Source organism: Phycisphaerae bacterium (assembly GCA_019636475.1).
GTDB lineage: Bacteria > Planctomycetota > Phycisphaerae > UBA1845 > UTPLA1 > JADJRI01.
On record JAHBXN010000005.1, the window covers coordinates 289,892 to 306,742 of the forward strand.

Sequence of the window (16,851 nt, forward strand, 5' to 3'; positions counted from 1 at the left end):
GAGGATTGCCGGACATTCGAAAACAAGTTGATTACTTCGCGGGGTCGCTCTTTGACGGGCGACCCCGCTTTGTTTTGCGCGATGGACCGCACATCACATTCTGTAAAGCATCCAATAGACGATCACACCCGTGACGGAGACGTACAGCCAAATTGGCAATGTCCATCTCGCGATCCGCCGATGATGATCGATCTGGTTCCGAAAGGCACGATACAGCGTGATCCCCACCAATACCGGAACGACAGCAGCCAGAACGACGTGAGAGATAAGAATGAAGAAATAGACGGCTCGGATCGTGCCGACGCCCTCATACTTCACCGAACCCACGTTGAAGTGATAGACAAGATAGCTGGCGAGAAATGCAGAAGAGACCGCCACCGCGCCAAGCATGCACGCCCGGTGCGCGATGATTCGCTTCGACCGCACCATCGCAAAGCCGGCGAGAATCATGAGGGTGGCCACCGCGTTCAGCGTCGCGTTCAGATGCGGCAGATCCTGGACTGTCACCGATTGACCTCGCGAAGAAGCCACATGATGTCAGCGAGAAGGCGGTCACGGGTCGCCTGAGGCATCGGCCGGCCAAAGACTTCGCTCCGCGGCCATGCCATTTCTTCGTCCGTGATGATCTCGTAGTAACCTCGAATTTGTCCGCGATGATCGATCAGCACAAAGCGCGGGGAATGCTCGACCTGATGTTCGCCTTCGTCCATCCTTGTCGCTGGCAGTTTAAAGCCGCTGCGTGATAGATCGTATATGGACAACGTATCTCCGGTAAGGAAGATCCAATCCATCGCGTCGGCATTGAACTGGCGAGCATACTGCAGCAAGACCGGGGGCGTATCCGTCTCAGGATCGACCGTGAAAGAAACGGTCACGACATTCTTCGCGCCGCGCGTGAAAAGCGCTTGATGCAATTCTCGCATTCTCTGCGTCATGATGGGACATGGACCGCCGCATGTGGTGAAGATGAAATCCGCGACCCAGACCTTGCCTATTAGATCCGCCCGCGTGACCGTTCGACCGGTCTGATCGATCAGTTTGAAATCGGGTACTTCGCCAATAATCGGCAGCCGCTGCTGTGCGGCAATTGACCGCCCCTTGCCGAATCGGGCTTCATCGACTCGGCGAAACTGCAAGTATGCCAGACTTCCGACGAAGACCAGTGAGACGACCATCAGAACCCAGAATCGCCGGGTAATGACGGGATCCGGGCGTGAACCGGCTGGGGGTGGCGGCAACGGCGGATCGACCGAGCTTGCAGACGAGACATCCGAATTGAGTCGGGCTTCTTCACGTGATGAGTGGATCATGCCATCTAATTCTAATTTCACAGTGCAATTGCGACAAATCGTCGCGAAGCCGCTGGACGCGGCGATGAAACCATGCTGGCCGAATCGACGCCGCCAATCGGACCGGAGGTCTATTGGGCCGCCCTGGCGGAATCTCGGATTGCGACGAAAATCGATATTCCGATCATGAGTAGGGCAAACGCCACTGTGACGCCGAGCGCTGCCCACAAATCGATGACATGTCCGACAGCCTCCGAACCACCGGGAAATACGGCATGTCGCAGCAGCGCGACCGAGTAAGTCATCGGATTGACCAGCGTAATCCACCGAAGCACGGCGGCCGATCCCGAAGGCGGAAAGAAAGCGCCTGACAGAACCAGCATCGGCATCAATAACAGGTTCATTATGCCGTGAAAGCCCTGTGTCGAGTCCATGATCCACGCCAGCCAGAATCCGAGCGCCGTCACTGCAATCGCGACTGGTATCATCGCTGCGGCCGTAAGGAGAAAACTCTCAATGCTCAACGGTACGCCGGCCGTCGGCGCAAGCAGCAGAAAGACAGCAGCTTGGCCGATCGCCAAGATCGAAGCGCCCATCACCTTACCCAGAACAATCGCCAGGCGCGGTACCGGCGCAACGAGCACGCCCTGCATGAAACCTTCGCGCCGGTCGTCGATGATTGAGATCATCGCGAATATTGATGTGAACAGGAGAATTGCCGCGAGCGCGCCGGGGAATGTGTACTGCATGTAAGTCATCGACGCGGCGCCCTCAGTGACTCCGCCGGACGCCCCCAATGAAAACGACCTCCCAAGCCCGCCGCCGACCATCAACCAGAAAATCAATGGCGTTCCCAGGGCACCAATGATGCGACTGCGCTGCCGCAGAAATCGGACGATCTCCCTCTGGATGAGCGTCCGGCACGGTAGCCACAAACCGACGACTGCATCGGACGGCGACACGGATTTCATGCTGGCAGCAGACTCAGGAGTCATTTCGCCACTCCGTTGCGCTCGGTGGCGTCTTCAAAGCGATGCCCCGTTTCATGGATGAACACATCCTCCAAAGTCGGCTTACCCAGTGTGATGGACCGGATTCGTGTACCAAATTGACCAAGCAGCCGCGCCATCAACTGGGCGCCATCCGGAGCCTCCACACGGACCACGCCGTTTACACAGCCCGCTTTCACGCGGAGTTGCTCGGTGATGTCTCGTGCCAGCAAATCGGCATCGTCCGAATCGATCGTCACGCACTCGCCACCGATTCGCCGCTTCAATTCATCAGGCTCGCCAATAACGACGACCCGTCCGCGATCGAAGACCGCCAGTCGGTCGCATCGGTCGGCCTCGTCCATGTCGTGCGTCGTGAGCAGCAGCGTTGTTCCACGGGATTGCCTGGCCGCAAGCAGATGCTGCCAGAGTTCCTTGCGGGCCCGCGGATCCAGTCCGTTGCACGGTTCGTCGAGGATCAGCAGCGACGGCTCGTGCAGCAGGCACTTCGCCAGTTCGACCCGGCGTTTCAGCCCCCCCGAGAGTGTCTTCACAAGCGAGCCGGAGCGTTCGGTCACACCCAGAGTGGCCATCACTTCATCAACCCGGCTACGCAACGAGGATCCCATTAGTCCGTAAAGACGTCCGCCATGCATCAGATTTTCGCGAACGGTCAGTTGCGCATCGAGGCTGGGTGATTGAAACACAACCCCGATCCGACCGCGAACGAGCTCACGCTGATTGACGACGTCGTAGCCGGCGATGGTCGCCCGGCCCATCGTGGGAGGAAGCAGCGTTGTCAGGATTTTGAAAAGCGTGGATTTGCCGCTGCCGTTCGGGCCCAGAAGTCCGAAGCACTCGCCCGACGATACATTGAAGGAGACACCGTCGAGCGCGAGTTGCGAACCATATCGATGGTGGATGTTCTCGACAGTGACGATGGACACGACTCTGGCACCCTACCTCGCAGCAACGCGCGGTCGTTGCATGTCACACCGCGATGCCCCCCAAATGCCATTCGGAACAAACGCGGGCATGCGCGAAACGAAGGCTCCGATCCGCAGACGTCCACGCGAGACAAAGTCGACCTCAAACCAGCCATCGGCCGGCCATGAACAGCCCCGCGAGCAGCGGCAGGTATGCAATCGAAGCCAGCAGCATCGATCGAGCCGATCGACGATCGCGCGAACAGGCAAATCGGATCGCACAGATGAGCAGGCCGTAACCAAGAGTCCCCGCTCCGAATAGATAGGCCATGCCGGCCCGACCGACAAATGCCGGCGTCAGCGACACAAGCAACAGAGCGATCGTGAAAAGAATCGTCTGCCGGCTGATCGACCGGCCGCTGGGATCGACGACACTCAGCATGCGATATCCGCCCCTGGCATAATCCTCTCGATAGAGCCATGCGATCGAGAAAAAATGCGGAATCTGCCAGACAAACAAAATGGCAAAAAGCAGCCAGGCATCCACGGTCAGTGCCCCCGCGGCAGCCGCCACGCCAATCATCGGCGGGATTGCACCCGGTACCGCACCAACCAGCGTGTTCAGACTTGTAACCCGTTTCAACGGCGTGTAAACAACCAGATACAGAACCAGCGTCGACAGCGCAAGTAAAGCTGCCAGCGAATTGACAACCAGCAGCAGGTATGCAAATCCGCCCGCGCCGGTCAACACGCTGAAAACGACGCCGCCAAGCGGTGTCACCCGACCGGCTGGAATCGGCCGACCCGAGGTCCGCACCATGCGGGCATCGTGGCGTCGTTCCATCACCTGATTGCCCGCATTTGCCGCAAATGCGACCAAGGCCGTCCCGAAAATGACATGAAAAAGACCCGCGGCCGTCGCCGACGATCCAGCGGCCAGACCGTATCCAACCGCGGTCATTGCAAGGACGAGCAAACTCAGCCGGAACTTTGAGAGTTGCAGGAAGTCCGCGACGCGGTTGCGAATCGGGGATGCGGCCGCTCGGCTCGCGGACAACGGCGCTGTGATTGACATATCGAGCGGTGGAGTCAACCTACTGCGCCTCCAGCCAAATCAGCGGTCTTGATTGTCGCGGAGCCGCACAGACGCTCTGCAGACTGAGTTCCTGTTCGAGGCAGCCGAGCCGTCCTGGTGAATCCGATCACGCGCAGCACGGCCGTCCACGAAACACCGAGGAGAATCGCACCCGTCGCGACATGCGCCGTCGCGATCCAGGGCGCCTTGCCAGAAAGCACAGTCCATGCGCCAAGTCCGACCTGTGCCGCAACCAGCAGCGCCGCCAGCATCACTGGCCGTGCAATGGGCCCCGGAGCCGGCCGCCGAATGACCACACAGAGCGCGACAATGACGGCGACGATCACGATCAGCGCTCCGGCGCGATGCAGCAGGTGGACGCCGATTTGAAATCCGGAGACCTCGGGCAAGAAGAATGTGAAGGCTCGTTCGTGGTTATACGCCGCAACATCCGCCTCGCTCAAGCCCGGGAGGAGCCGCCCATACGCCAGTGGGAAATCCGGCACCGCCAATCCAGCATGCGAATGCCGCATCAGGGCGCCGAGAAAGAGCTGACCGAAGACCAGCGAAGTCAGTGCCACGGTTGCGACACGCATCGCCCCTTTTTCCACGCGACTTCGCTCCGGCGGACGATTCCGCCAGAGCGGCCCAGTGCAGACGGCGATCGCAACGATGATGCAGAAAAACGTCTGCGCCAGACACGCATGAAAGACGGAAATCCATGTTGGAAGATGAAAGATCACCGTCATCCCGCCAAGCAGCCCCTGCGCGATCACCACGCCGAGCGCCGACCACCCGAGACGACGCATCCATTTCCGATGATCGACGCGCTGCACTGCGACGGCCAGTCCGATCGTCAATAGTCCGACAGTCGATGCGATCAGGCGATGGACATGCTCGTACAAGATGCCGCCGACCCACTTGCTCGGCGGAAAAAGAAACATGTTATCGCCGTAAGAATTGGGCCAATCGGGCACGGAAAGCCCGCTGCCGGTGCTCGTTACCATTCCGCCTGCCGTTATCAGGACAAGCGTGCAACACGCCACGACGCACGCATACGCATGGAGCCGGCGCTCCGCGCGGCCGTGCCGATCATTCGGTGATGCGCTCGCGGAGATGTATGATTGCGGTATTTCCGATCGGAAGCCAGACATTACAATGACGTTCCCATTCGCCTCGCGCGAACGATCCACGACACAATCAACGCCCCCCCACCCAGCAGCAGTACATAGGTAACCGCCACCATCAGTATCACGCCAGCCTTGGCCCCGCGCGTCAAATCGGAGTCGGCATCACCCTGACAAACAGCGCAGGCCCACGCATCCGAAGCGCTGGCAAGCACGAACAACAGTGTGGCGAGCATCAGCCAGACAGCCGATCGCTTTCGGTTGACTCGCAAGATGCCAAGTTTTCCATCATACATAGCTGTGAGCCTTTAACTTTCGGAGAAACCAGCGTCCATAGACCATCAGCACGGCCGCCGATGCAAAGGAACTGCCAGACATCACCAGCATCGTCCTGTCGCCCGCGGACGAATACTCCCTCGCCGCCCAGACGCCGAAACCGACTGCCAGGATCACACTACCCGCGATGAAAACGATATGAAAAGCCTTCAACGACACGGCACGCCTCCCGCACCTTTACTTTCCGGAGATCGGATCGACAAATCCGGCCATCGGGTTGTCATGCGTGGTAATGACCGGCAAGAGCAAAAGGACGACGAAGAACAGGCCACACAGCGCGAGAATCCAGTAGAGCATCCCGCGCTCGGTAAGAAGGTGCATGAAATAGCATGCGACCAAAGTACCTTTGATCGACGCTACAAAAAGCGCGATCACAATGCCCGCCAGGATGCCGACATCCAGATAGGCCACACCGACGGTCACGCCCGTCAGGACGAGCAGCGCGCCGAATACCATCATGTAGAGCTGAACGTGTTTCTTGATTTCCGCAGCGGTAGAGCCCATCGCCGAATTCTCCTTCGATTAGAGGAGGTACAACACGGGGAACAGAAAAATCCAGACGAGGTCGACAAAGTGCCAATACAGGCCGGTACACTCGACCCGATTCACCAGCTTATCCGGAGAGCGCTTCCACCAGCCGGACGCTGTGAGATAAAGATAGAGGATGACAACCATGCCGCCAAGAATGTGGAGGCCGTGCAGCGCCGTCAGCGTAAAGTAGATTCCGAGGAAGGTGCTTGCCTGCGGACCCCAGACCGAGATTCGCTTGATCAACGAACGATCGATCAGAATCGGATCGTGTGAGCCTGCGGCGTGCGCGTCCGCGGCATGTGATTCAGATTTCGCGCCGTGAGGGGCCTTTACCGGATCCGGCACGATCTTGACGTAATCCTGCTCCTCGTTGTTCTCGGTGACGTGTCCGTTCACATACCAGAGATCGCGCTCGCCGGCGTTCGTCTGAACGGTCAGGTGACCGACGGCCTTTTTCAGTGAGTCATCGCTCGGCGCTTCACGCAGAACAATGTGATGGTGCGTGAGCTTCGACTTGTATTCGAAGTACTTCACCACCATGAAAGTGCCGGCAAGCAGGAATGTCACGAGCAGATACATGCGGCCCTTGCCCAGCTCGCCGACCTTCAATGCGGCCCACGCCAGCACCATCGTCACGGACGATGTGATGAGCACAACCGTGTTCAGCGTGGCCAGCGGTACGTTCAGTACTTCGTGCCCGTGCACGGACGGTGCGCCGTAGATCGGCCACGTTCCGGGCGCAGCCCCGACGCGAAGCAGCACGTACGTGCTGAATAGCGCGCCGAAGAGCATGATTTCCGAAGCAAGGAACAGCCAGATGCCGAACTTGCCGTTGTACATCCGTGTGAGCGGATGAGGTTCAATATCGTGTGGAATCGGAATATCGGACAACGGCTATGCCTCCATCTTTCCGGCTTGCATGCAGAAATCGCGCGTTTCGCCGGGAACACTGTACTCATACGGCCCGCAGCACACGACGGGCGTGCCGATGAAATTGCCGTGAGGCGGGGGCGACGGAGCCGACCATTCAAGCGTCGTCGCCTCCCAGGGATTCGCGCCGACTTTTTTGCCGGCGAAGATGCTCCAGAAGAAATTGATGATGAAAGGAATCTGAGCCGCCCCCAGAAGCCAGGCGGACCATGATGACATGACAGTGAGCCCGTGAACGGCCGCTCCATGCAGCTGTTCTGTCTGATCGAATTGCCGACGCAGGACGCCCGCCATTCCCATGAAGAACATCGGCATAAAGATGCCGTTCATCGCGACAAACGACGGCCAGAAGTGGAGTTGCCCCAGCGTCTCGCTCATTCGGCGACCCGTAACCTTCGGAAACCAGAAATAGACGCCGGCCAGCAATGCGAAGACGGTGCCGGGCGCGACGACATAATGGAAATGCCCGATGACATAGTACGTGTCGTGCAGATGGATATCAGAGGCCGTCAACCCAAGGGGCAGTCCGGTCAGTCCGCCGATCGCAAACATGGGCAGGAAGGCGAGCGCGAAAAGCATGGGTGTATTGAACCGCATCGCGGCACCCCAGAGGCTGATGATCAGGCACGTCAGGATGATGACGGACGGTACTGAAATGATCATCGTTGTGGCCTGGAAGAAAGTGCTGAGCGTTGTTCCCATCCCGGTCATGAACATGTGGTGCGCCCACACGATGAACGACATGAATCCGAGAAAGATCGCTGAATAGACAAGCGACTTGTAGCCCCACAGCGGCTTTCGGGTGTTGTTGGCCACGACCTCCGAGACGATTCCCATCGCAGGAAGAATCAGCACATACACTTCGGGATGAGCCAGGAACCAGAACAGGTGCTGCCAAAGCAGCGGACTGCCGCCGCCCGCGAGTTGATCCTGTACGACGGACGAGACCACCAACCCCGAGGGCATGAAAAAGCTCGTCCCCGCGAGGCGATCCATCAATTGCAGAACACCGGCGGCCTCGAGCGGCGGAAATGCAAGCAGAAGCAGGAAAGATGTAATCAACTGAGCCCACACGAAGAACGGCAGGCGGAAGAATGAAAGACCCTTCACGCGGAGTTGCACGACCGTGACAATGAAATTAATCGAACCCAGCAGCGACGATGTGATGATCAGCACCATCGCAAGGAGCCACCATGTTTCACCGTTCTTGGCCGTCACAGATAGCGGCGGATAAGACGTCCAGCCGGATGCCGCTGCGCCGCCGGGCATGAAGAAGCTGGCGAGCATCAGCAGCGCGCCCGGGAGGAAGATCCAGTAGCTCAACATATTGAGTCGAGGAAATGCCATGTCCGGCGCGCCCACCTGTAACGGCAGGACGAAATTGCCGAAACCGCCGACGGCAAGCGGCACGACGCCAAGAAAGATCATGATCGTGCCGTGCATCGCTCCCAGGGCGTTGTATCCGTCTCCGGTCAGAATGAAGCCGCCGCCGAGTTCCGCCGGCAAGGCACCCACGAGGGTCCCGCCCAGGAACTGACCGATGAATGGGATCGGCTGGTTCGGGTAGGCGAGCTGCCACCGCATGATCATCATCAGGCAGAAACCGAAGAACAGACACGCCAGCGCCGTGACCGTGTATTGAACCCCGATGACCTTGTGGTCTACCGAGAATATGTACTTTCGCCAGAACGGCAGATCATGACCGTGGTCATGGGCATGATCGTGGCCTGGCGCGTGTGCATGAGCATTTGCCATTTTGAATTTCCCTGGACAACCAGAAACGTGATCAGAAATCGCCGCCGAAATCAATCTCGACCGGTGTGGACCGCTCTTTCACCCATGCATCGAAGCCGGCGGCATCGTGCGTGATAATCTGAGCCTTCATCTTGAAATGACTGTTGCCGCAAAGTTGGGCGCAGATCACTTCGAGCGGGTTGCGCGGCTGCAGCTTGATTCGCTCCACACCCGCCGCACGCAGGTCGTCGATCAGCTTGGTGCCGTCAGTATGCGTCGAGCCAAGGTCCGAACCCTTCGCCAGAATGATCTGCCCGGACTTGTCACGATAATCCTCGCAGGAAACATGGTGCCGCAGCTTGTACCATGTGGCCGACGCCGTGTCGTACTCCTGCGTCATTTCCTCCTTGAGCTTTTCGGTCGTCGCGCCTTCCTTCACCTTGAACCAGACAGGCACTTCCATGCCGGGTATGGCATCCTGCTTAACACGCATGGTCGGAATGGCAAACGAATGAATCACGTCCTTCGAAGTGATCCGAACATTGATATCGCGGCCCGTCGGAATGTGAAACTCATTGATGGTCTGGATGTCATCGGCGGCATTCGGGTCTGCTTCGTCAAGACCAATCGGATTTGTGCCGGTAATGAACTTCGAATCAGTCCGGCCGAATTTACCGTCCGGGCCAGGGTAATGGAAATCCCATTGGAACTGTTCGCCGATTACGCGAACCTCGAGCATATTCGTCGGATCCGGCGGCGGATTCTTGTATTCAGCCCAGACAGGCATCGAGAGACCGACGAGCAGGAACACTTCGAACGCACCGACGGCAACCTCCGCATACTTTGATGCCTTGCCGCTAACCGGTTCGTAGATGGCGCGATGGCCTTCCCGCTTCCGGAAGCGGATCAATGTATACAGGAAAAAAATGCCCCAACCGACAAACAAGGCAAACATGAAGTAATGCACAACATCGATGAGATGGTCGATTCGATGGCCGTGCTCCGAGAGTTGGGGCGGCAACCAGCGTCCGTAGGTGCCGAAGTTGAACGAGGCGAGCATTTTGCAGAACTCTCCAGGATTGACGGTTTTCCGCCCGCTCGCGGAATCCGACGTCAATCCGCCGGTATTTTCACAAACTCTAAGGATGACATTCGATCCTCCGACCGCGCCGATTGGAGGATCATCGGCCTGCATAACGAGCCATCGCGCCGGATTCCGGCGACACACGCCCGACCAGCCTGCCGACCGATCTCGAGAAGATTTCGATCGGGATCGCGGATCCGCGACGGGCTCGAACCGCATTCCTGCTATTCAAGCCGCGCCGCAGTACATGCGCGATTTACTTGGCAACGTCAACCGCCGGCTTCGAATCGTGGCAATTCACGGTTTCCGATTTGTCCCGGCAGCAATCTGACGTAGACGCACCATTGGTATTCGAAGCCGTAATCTCGACTTCACGGAAAGTCGGCGCGAGCGCCTTCTTGCCGCCGATCTTGACTTCAATTTCCTTGGTTTCGCCGTCCTTGACTTCAACTTCCTGCTTCACGACGCCGAACGTCTCATGCCAAAATTCGAGCTCGAACTTGCCCGCGGGAAGATCCTTGATTTCGAAGGTTCCACGCTTGGCCTTGTCGCCGCCGTCACTCTCGTGGGATACGGTGACCGCAAAGAAAGGGTGTGCGACCACGCCGACGTAAGCCGCCATCCAACCGTGAACGTCGCACTTGATCTTGACGATTTCCGGCTTCGAGAAGGTCTCCTTGCCGCGAAGCTCCTTCTTCATGTCCTTATTCGGCTGCGCAAAATTGAACTGCGGATTCTTCTTCGCCAGCGAGTGAATGTTGTGATTGACAGGATCGCTATTGACGATGTCAATTCCCTGGCCGGCCACCATTCCCATTACATGCGGGTGGTACACGCAGCCCTGCTGGTCGAGGACAACCGGCGTCTCCGGGGCGTCATACTTGTCGTCGATACCCTTGGTGATCTGGATGAAGACGTATGGAACCGCGTTGCCTTCGCTCGCGTACACGATCAGCGATTGATCCGGAACCGCCTTTGGATTCTCTTTCTCGCACGTCGCATCTGCCTTCATCGCGAGTGGCTTGACCTTCGGCGCTGTCACCGAAGGATCGAGGACCACTTTGCCCTTGATCACGGCCGTGCCCTTTTTCCCATCCGCGAACGCTGGCGCGACAGCCAGAGCCGCAACTGAACAGGCCATCACCCACGTCAACATTTTTTTTGTCATGTTCTTTTACTCCTTATGCTACCCAGTTCACGGACACCAGAACGCCCCCCGGTACCCGCCGTTGTACCGGAAACGCCTTTATTTTCAAGTTGCGGCAGGCATATTTGCACCCAGCCGCACTCAACCAACGCACTTAACTACAGACACGCTCCACGCCGACAAGGCGAGGAGCAAATTCAGCAGATCATTAACGATCGAAGTCGAATTCGACATCCTGATCTTTTTTCTCGGAACCCCCTGAATCGAAATCAAACTCCATGTCCGACTGGTCGGTCGATTCCGTGCCTTTTTCCGCAGCGCCCGGCTGAATCGCCGTGTATTTCCGTTCACCCAGCGCGAAAAGGAAATCCACGAGCAGATGTGCCTGATCCTCGATCGACTTGCCGAAGAGCTTTTCCTTCTCTGTGCGTATTTCCTCAGGGAGCGAAGCGTACGCATTGCCGCCCTGGAAGATCTGCGGCATGTTGGCTCCGGGCTGAATGGATTGCGGATCCTGCAGCCACTTCACAATCCAATCATAGCGCAATCGCCTGTAGGACAGCGCGAAGTTCGGCGCCTTGATCTCGGTGGTCGTGCCCGGGACAGTCGGGTCTCCACCCACGTGACAGGCCAGACATTTCTGGTCGTAAAAGAACTGCTCACCGAGCTTGAATCGCTCGTCGCTGATCGTGTGCGACCGGAGATCATTGTATGGGTACTGAACTCCGAACAGCTCGGCAAGGAAATCGGCGCGTCCGATTGCCTTCTTGAAAGCATCGTCGAGCGTCTGCGCCACCTGATCTGCGTCGTCGTCCGGCGATGTGACGAACTCAAACGGATTGGACTGCTTGTGCCGAACCGCGTAGCTCTTGAGAAATCGAGCAGACTCCGCAAACTTGTCCTCTTCAAACCAGTGCGGATTCATCGTCGATGCCGCCCCGCCTGAGTGGACATCCCGGAGATAACGTGCAATCGGCTTGATCCTGCCTCGAAGCAGATCGGCCTCGGATTCGCTCAGACCGGCAAAATACTCGACCAGCGTCGTCGCTTCCTCCGTCGTAAGGTGGAAGCTTGGCATGCGGGCAATCAACCACGGACGAAGCATCTCGACATTGTTAAGAAACCGGAACAGCCAGTCGTATTGAACCTTCGCACCCTCGCCCCAGAGCAGCGGCGGCCGGAAGCGGACGCTGTACCTGATGCTGTCGCTGAGGCCCGGATCCTCGGAGTAGTACTGATGAATCGTGGCTTCCTGATCGGCTTCGATCGTGTGGCAGCCGATGCAGTTCAATTCGTGCGCCAGTTCCCGGCCGCGAGCAATTCGACCGACCGGCGTGCCATCATACGCAATCTTCACGGCAGGACGAACGTCCGGATCGCGCCGACTCAGCACATAAGTCGTGAGCGCCCGAGCCTCGGCCTCAGTGAAGAAGTAGTTCGGCATCTTAAGTTTTTCATAGGGCTTCTTGATCTTTTCACGATCCCAGATGCGAGGATTGCGAAGCTTGTGATAGGCGAACGCGGCATGGTTGTGAACAATCTGCTGAGGGATATTTCCGCTCGTCGGAATCGCGCCGGCAGATCCACTGAGCAGATCGTCCGCCGTCTCGCCGATGTCGCGAATCAGGTGCGAGAATTCGACCTTGTCCTGTGATGTGGTGCTCAAGTAGAGATTGCCAAACACCTCGGGCTTCAGTTCGTGATCGTGTTCGAACACAGGGGAGAAGAACGCAAAGTCGAGCTGACTGATGAACTTCTGCGCCCAGGTCGACAATTCAGTGCCGGGGCGTGTGGCATCTTCGAAGCCGGCGATGGTGTGGCATGCGTAGCAGCCGTAGTGGCTGATCATTTTCATGCCGAAATAGAGCTGCTGTCGCTCCCGGAGCGAACCCGCCTGCGAGTCGATAAGGTGCGCCACGCGACGCCGTCCTTCCTCGCCGACCCCAAACGACGAGGCCGTCTGAGCGACGATCGCGCGCGTGAGCGGCCCAAACTCGTCGGACGGGTCCGCCTTCTCGTCGGACAGAATTCGATTCGATACGGCTTCGGTGTTCTGACCCGAGAGTAGCATCAGGATGAGGCGATTCATTTCCGCCTCATGTTCAGGCGTCATCGCAAACGGCTCGGTCTTGAAGTCGTCGTTGCGCAATGACAGCAGATAGGCAACGACATCCATGATGTCCTGATCGTTGCGTTTCTTCTGCTCCGCGGGCGGTAGATCCTGGTAGTAATTGTCCCGGAACATCCGGGGCATCACGGTGTAGGACGAATAATGCCGCGGGTCTGACAGCCAGTTGTAGAGCCAGGTCTTGCCCCGTTCCACCTGCGCAGCATCGTTCGGATCGTTGACCAGCTTTGTGCCCAAGCCGGAAAGTTCAGGACCATGACGGGTGAATTCCGGCGGAACATACGTCTTGAAAGGATCAGGATCGCGCGATTCATTGTCCGCCAGGAACAGTTCCGTCTTTGCCGCCAGTCGGGCCTTGTCGCGGCGGTGCCGGTCAAATCGACGGGAGGCATACCGCGCGCGGTCATTCTTGGACATCCGTTCGAACGCGGCCTTCGCTTCTGCCATGGCCGCATCGATGAAGCCCTGCTTCTCTTCGACGCTGGGCTCACGCCCCTGCGATATCATGCCGGCCGCTTGTTTCTCGGCTTCCGCCATGGCGATGTCCGTGACGATCCAATTCTCGCCGATGGTTCGGCCTTCGGAATCGGCGGAATCCTTCGCTTCCAGATCGACGTGACAAGCGAGACAGCCGATCGACGTGAGCAACTCCTCACCACGGGCGGGATCCCCTTCGACCCCATCCGGCAAAGGCAAGGCGTCGAACGGCTTCGAGAACACTTTCAGGTAGTGGGCCATCGCCTTGATTTCGGTCTCGGTTCGCAACTCCGGATGCGGGTCGAAATCGGCGTTGGCGCTCGACTGGGTATTATTCTCCTGATGGAAGAAATGCGGCATTCGCGTCGACGGGCGGAAATTATTCGGATAATCGACCCATCGCTCGATGAATCCCGTCGAAAGTTTGCTGCCGACATGCGTCAAGTCCGTCCCGACGCGCCGAGACTCAGACAAGCCCTCGACGTTGTGACAGTTAATGCAGCCGACCCGCGTGAACAGGTCGCGACCCTTGACGACATTGGATGCATCTTGCAGCGGTTCGGTCTCGTGCCGTTCAAGGTCATACACCTGATCATGGCACTTTACACAACTGGCGGAGGTATACTTCGACAGCAACATCGGCCGTTCCCAGAATTCCTCCACGATGTGGAATGTCGAAAGCGGAAGGCCCAGTTCCTTGACATAATACTTCTTCGCCCATTCCTTCTTCTGAGCGGAATTCGCGGGCATATGCGCCGCGAGGATGAAATCCGTATCGCGACCGGAGCCCTCGTGGCAGACTGTGCAGCCCATTTTCTTCATCGGGTGCGGCGAATTGGGCGACACGAACAGGTCCAATCGTGGATGCGCCGCCAATACCGGCTGGAACTCAGCGGGTGGACGCCGGCCGTCCACGGCCTTGGAGAGGTAAAGATTCATCGCGGCCGTCAGACTCTTGAAGTAATCATCCTGCTGCCGGGGCGTCATTTCGCCATAGCTCAGAGTCCGCGAACTGTTGCCGGACTTCAATTCAGGCCGCGCCGCCGCGAGAATCCGGCGAAATGCCTTTTCGATCTCGGACTGAACCCTGCCCCGATCGGGCGCTTCAGTTGTGAAAGCGGCTTGAATTTCCGCGGCTGGAATTAACGGACGATTCGTTTCTTCAAGAAAAATATTTGCGGCATTGACAAATGCGTTGACAAACTTGTTCGCATCCACTTCCGGGGGTGGAGGTTTGACATCCGCCAGTCGAACGGCCAACGTCGCCACCATCGCTTCATTCTTGTCGCGAAGATTCTCCGCGACGATCGAAGACTTGAGCGCGTCTTCCGCCTGTTTGATGTAGTTTTCCTTGCTGAAAGTCGGATCGTCGATCGCGAAGTGACAGGTTATGCAGCGATCGGTCGCGTGCGAATCGGTGAAGTTGTAATTGACGCGAATGTCGGGCATGAAGACCTGTTTAATCTCTTCACGACCCGGCGTGTCCTTCGTTGGGAAGGCATCCAGAATCGGCAGATTGAGCAGCGTACGAATGACGCCCGGGCCGAACATCTTGTCGCGATATTTCGCGTCCGCTTCACCCTTCTGGTCGGAACCGAGCGCGCGTTTCGCGGCCGTGAGCTTCGCGTGAATGGACTTCAGTTCAGTGTGCTTTTCGCGAAGCGCATCTTCCAGCTTGTCCTTCTCGGCTTTCAGCGACTGAATGGCGTTGATTTCCCGCTCATATTGGTCAGCGACCTTCCGGGTTTCCGGATGGGACTGCCCGTACACCATTTTCTTTTCTTCAAGCAGAAACGCAGTCACGCCGAGTTCGGCGTTGCGATTTCCATAGGTCAGCGAAACGCCCTGGAGTCGGCCCTCCAGCTCGCGTGCACTGCCTTCGAGTTCGCTGATTCGCGCCTTGAGTTCGGGTGCCGCCAGTTCGGCCTCCGCATCGGCGACGGCCTTTTCGAGTTGCTGGCGTCGCGCCCGGGCTTCGTCGGTCTGGTAGGAAAGCGCCGTAAAATGGGCCAGCGCGGAGCGGACGTTGCTGTACTCAACTTGGATGTCGCGCCACGGACGCTTGTAGTCGTGCCACATCATCCATGCGAACGAGATCAGCGCGATCAGAGATGCGACACCGAACCATACATTGAGTCGCCTGATATTCCAGAGCGTGTCAGTCGTAACGGGCATGTGCGCGATTTCCGTATGCGAGCCGCCGAGTCCTCAAACGTTGAAGAACCACTCCGTCTGAGCGAGGAAGTACTTCAAATTGAAGCCCCAGCGCAAAACCATTTTTATCGGGACGATGAACATCCAACTCATCAGAATCCAGAACACGCTGAATCGGATGAATCCGATGTCGCGATAGATCTTCTTGAAGAATGTGGCAGCCAGAAGTCCGGGGAGCACGAAGAAATAGGTCCCGAGAAGCACCCATCCCGGCGCCTCGCGCACCAGGTAACCGGGTATGCCGAGGAAAGACTCCGTCGGCAGGCCCGGCTTCCACCAGCTCACGTCAAGCCACGACGGCAGAACCACCCAGAACAAGTCCGAGACATTCACGTTCAGCAGCGCGGCCGGTCGATGCGGATCCCATGTTTCATAAGGACCGAAGATGTTCCAGTTCGGCCCCCGGAGAAACGTGCCGAGCACAATGAGAACGATCCACATGATCGCCCAGCCGAACATGAACATCGAGATGACAAACTTGCGTTCCTTGAACGTGTAGTAGCCGTTGCCTCGCGGGTTCTTGTCGATATAAGGTAGCGCGACCAACCCGAAGATAATCAGGAGCGGCAGAAGAACGCCGGCGATCCACGGATCGAAATAGACCAGCAGTTCCTGCAGGCCGAGAAAGTACCACGGCGCCTTGGAAGGGTTCGGAATATTGGTCGGATTCGCGGCCGGTTCGAGCGGCGCTTTCAGAATGATCGCCCATACGACCAGCAGCACACTGCACAGGATCATGCAGATCAATTCGGTATAGACGAGGTCCGGCCAGACCAGAACCTTGTCATCCGCGCCGCTTTCGATGAGCGGTTCACCCCGCTCCATCCGCTCATCGTTGATTGCCGCCTGGCGGAAGCCGACCCA

The 16,851-nt window shown here is 57.9% G+C and carries 15 protein-coding genes; all 15 read right to left on the reverse strand.

What is annotated here, in order from left to right; translation table 11 throughout:
- Positions 1-93: 93 nt before the first annotated feature.
- Positions 94-507 carry a DUF420 domain-containing protein gene (locus tag KF841_10335; protein ID MBX3395753.1) on the reverse strand — a complete coding sequence of 138 codons (414 nt, stop codon included), beginning with the start codon at positions 505-507 and terminating at the stop codon, positions 94-96.
- The gene (locus KF841_10340; GenBank protein ID MBX3395754.1) at positions 504-1,310 is read right to left on the reverse strand and encodes an SCO family protein; all 807 of its coding nucleotides are present in this window, start codon (positions 1,308-1,310) and stop codon (positions 504-506) included. The genes KF841_10335 and KF841_10340 overlap by 4 nt, the downstream gene beginning before the upstream one ends.
- A 110-nt stretch (positions 1,311-1,420) precedes the next feature.
- Positions 1,421-2,260, reverse strand: coding sequence for an ABC transporter permease (locus KF841_10345; protein ID MBX3395755.1), 840 nt, complete (start codon positions 2,258-2,260; stop codon positions 1,421-1,423).
- A 20-nt stretch (positions 2,261-2,280) separates the two neighbouring features.
- Positions 2,281-3,219: an ATP-binding cassette domain-containing protein gene (locus tag KF841_10350; protein ID MBX3395756.1), complete on the reverse strand. Its 939-nt coding sequence runs from the start codon at positions 3,217-3,219 to the stop codon at positions 2,281-2,283.
- A gap of 148 nt (positions 3,220-3,367) precedes the next feature.
- Positions 3,368-4,297, reverse strand: a complete 930-nt coding sequence (gene cyoE / locus KF841_10355) for a heme o synthase (protein ID MBX3395757.1) — start codon at positions 4,295-4,297, stop codon at positions 3,368-3,370.
- Positions 4,294-5,286 (reverse strand): heme A synthase, encoded by a 993-nt coding sequence (locus tag KF841_10360; protein ID MBX3395758.1) that lies wholly within the window; start codon positions 5,284-5,286, stop codon positions 4,294-4,296. Before KF841_10360 ends, cyoE begins: the two co-directional genes overlap by 4 nt.
- 146 nt (positions 5,287-5,432) lie before the next feature.
- The gene (locus KF841_10365; protein ID MBX3395759.1) at positions 5,433-5,702 is read right to left on the reverse strand and encodes a hypothetical protein; all 270 of its coding nucleotides are present in this window, start codon (positions 5,700-5,702) and stop codon (positions 5,433-5,435) included.
- Positions 5,695-5,901 carry a hypothetical protein gene (locus KF841_10370; protein ID MBX3395760.1) on the reverse strand — a complete coding sequence of 69 codons (207 nt, stop codon included), beginning with the start codon at positions 5,899-5,901 and terminating at the stop codon, positions 5,695-5,697. Before KF841_10370 ends, KF841_10365 begins: the two co-directional genes overlap by 8 nt.
- Positions 5,902-5,919: 18 nt before the next feature.
- Complete coding sequence (locus KF841_10375; protein ID MBX3395761.1) at positions 5,920-6,246, reverse strand: cytochrome C oxidase subunit IV family protein; 327 nt, start codon at positions 6,244-6,246, stop codon at positions 5,920-5,922.
- 18 nt (positions 6,247-6,264) lie between these two features.
- The gene (locus KF841_10380) at positions 6,265-7,155 is read right to left on the reverse strand and encodes a heme-copper oxidase subunit III (protein ID MBX3395762.1); all 891 of its coding nucleotides are present in this window, start codon (positions 7,153-7,155) and stop codon (positions 6,265-6,267) included.
- A gap of 12 nt (positions 7,156-7,167) precedes the next feature.
- Positions 7,168-8,958: a cbb3-type cytochrome c oxidase subunit I gene (locus KF841_10385; GenBank protein ID MBX3395763.1), complete on the reverse strand. Its 1,791-nt coding sequence runs from the start codon at positions 8,956-8,958 to the stop codon at positions 7,168-7,170.
- Between the two features lie 31 nt (positions 8,959-8,989).
- Positions 8,990-9,997: a cytochrome c oxidase subunit II gene (locus KF841_10390; protein MBX3395764.1), complete on the reverse strand. Its 1,008-nt coding sequence runs from the start codon at positions 9,995-9,997 to the stop codon at positions 8,990-8,992.
- 280 nt (positions 9,998-10,277) lie between these two features.
- On the reverse strand, positions 10,278-11,189 hold the full coding sequence (locus KF841_10395) for a hypothetical protein (protein ID MBX3395765.1): 912 nt from the start codon (positions 11,187-11,189) through the stop codon (positions 10,278-10,280).
- Positions 11,190-11,376: 187 nt separating this feature from the next.
- Positions 11,377-15,948: a c-type cytochrome gene (locus KF841_10400; protein ID MBX3395766.1), complete on the reverse strand. Its 4,572-nt coding sequence runs from the start codon at positions 15,946-15,948 to the stop codon at positions 11,377-11,379.
- Between the two features lie 33 nt (positions 15,949-15,981).
- Positions 15,982-16,812 carry a cytochrome C gene (locus KF841_10405; protein MBX3395767.1) on the reverse strand — a complete coding sequence of 277 codons (831 nt, stop codon included), beginning with the start codon at positions 16,810-16,812 and terminating at the stop codon, positions 15,982-15,984.
- Between the last annotated feature and the right edge of the window lie 39 nt (positions 16,813-16,851).

What these genes read in the sequence shown, in the direction of transcription:
- KF841_10340 (MBX3395754.1), bottom strand. Translation starts at nt 1,310, where the DNA reads ATGATCCACTCATCACGTGAAGAAGCCCGACTCAATTCGGATGTCTCG.
- KF841_10345 (MBX3395755.1), bottom strand. Translation starts at nt 2,260, where the DNA reads ATGAAATCCGTGTCGCCGTCCGATGCAGTCGTCGGTTTGTGGCTACCG.
- KF841_10360 (MBX3395758.1), bottom strand. Translation starts at nt 5,286, where the DNA reads ATGGTAACGAGCACCGGCAGCGGGCTTTCCGTGCCCGATTGGCCCAAT.
- KF841_10365 (MBX3395759.1), bottom strand. Translation starts at nt 5,702, where the DNA reads ATGTATGATGGAAAACTTGGCATCTTGCGAGTCAACCGAAAGCGATCG.
- KF841_10375 (MBX3395761.1), bottom strand. Translation starts at nt 6,246, where the DNA reads ATGGGCTCTACCGCTGCGGAAATCAAGAAACACGTTCAGCTCTACATG.
- KF841_10385 (MBX3395763.1), bottom strand. Translation starts at nt 8,958, where the DNA reads ATGGCAAATGCTCATGCACACGCGCCAGGCCACGATCATGCCCATGAC.
- KF841_10390 (MBX3395764.1), bottom strand. Translation starts at nt 9,997, where the DNA reads ATGCTCGCCTCGTTCAACTTCGGCACCTACGGACGCTGGTTGCCGCCC.
- KF841_10395 (MBX3395765.1), bottom strand. Translation starts at nt 11,189, where the DNA reads ATGACAAAAAAAATGTTGACGTGGGTGATGGCCTGTTCAGTTGCGGCT.
- KF841_10400 (MBX3395766.1), bottom strand. Translation starts at nt 15,948, where the DNA reads ATGCCCGTTACGACTGACACGCTCTGGAATATCAGGCGACTCAATGTA.
- KF841_10405 (MBX3395767.1), bottom strand. Translation starts at nt 16,812, where the DNA reads ATGGAGCGGGGTGAACCGCTCATCGAAAGCGGCGCGGATGACAAGGTT.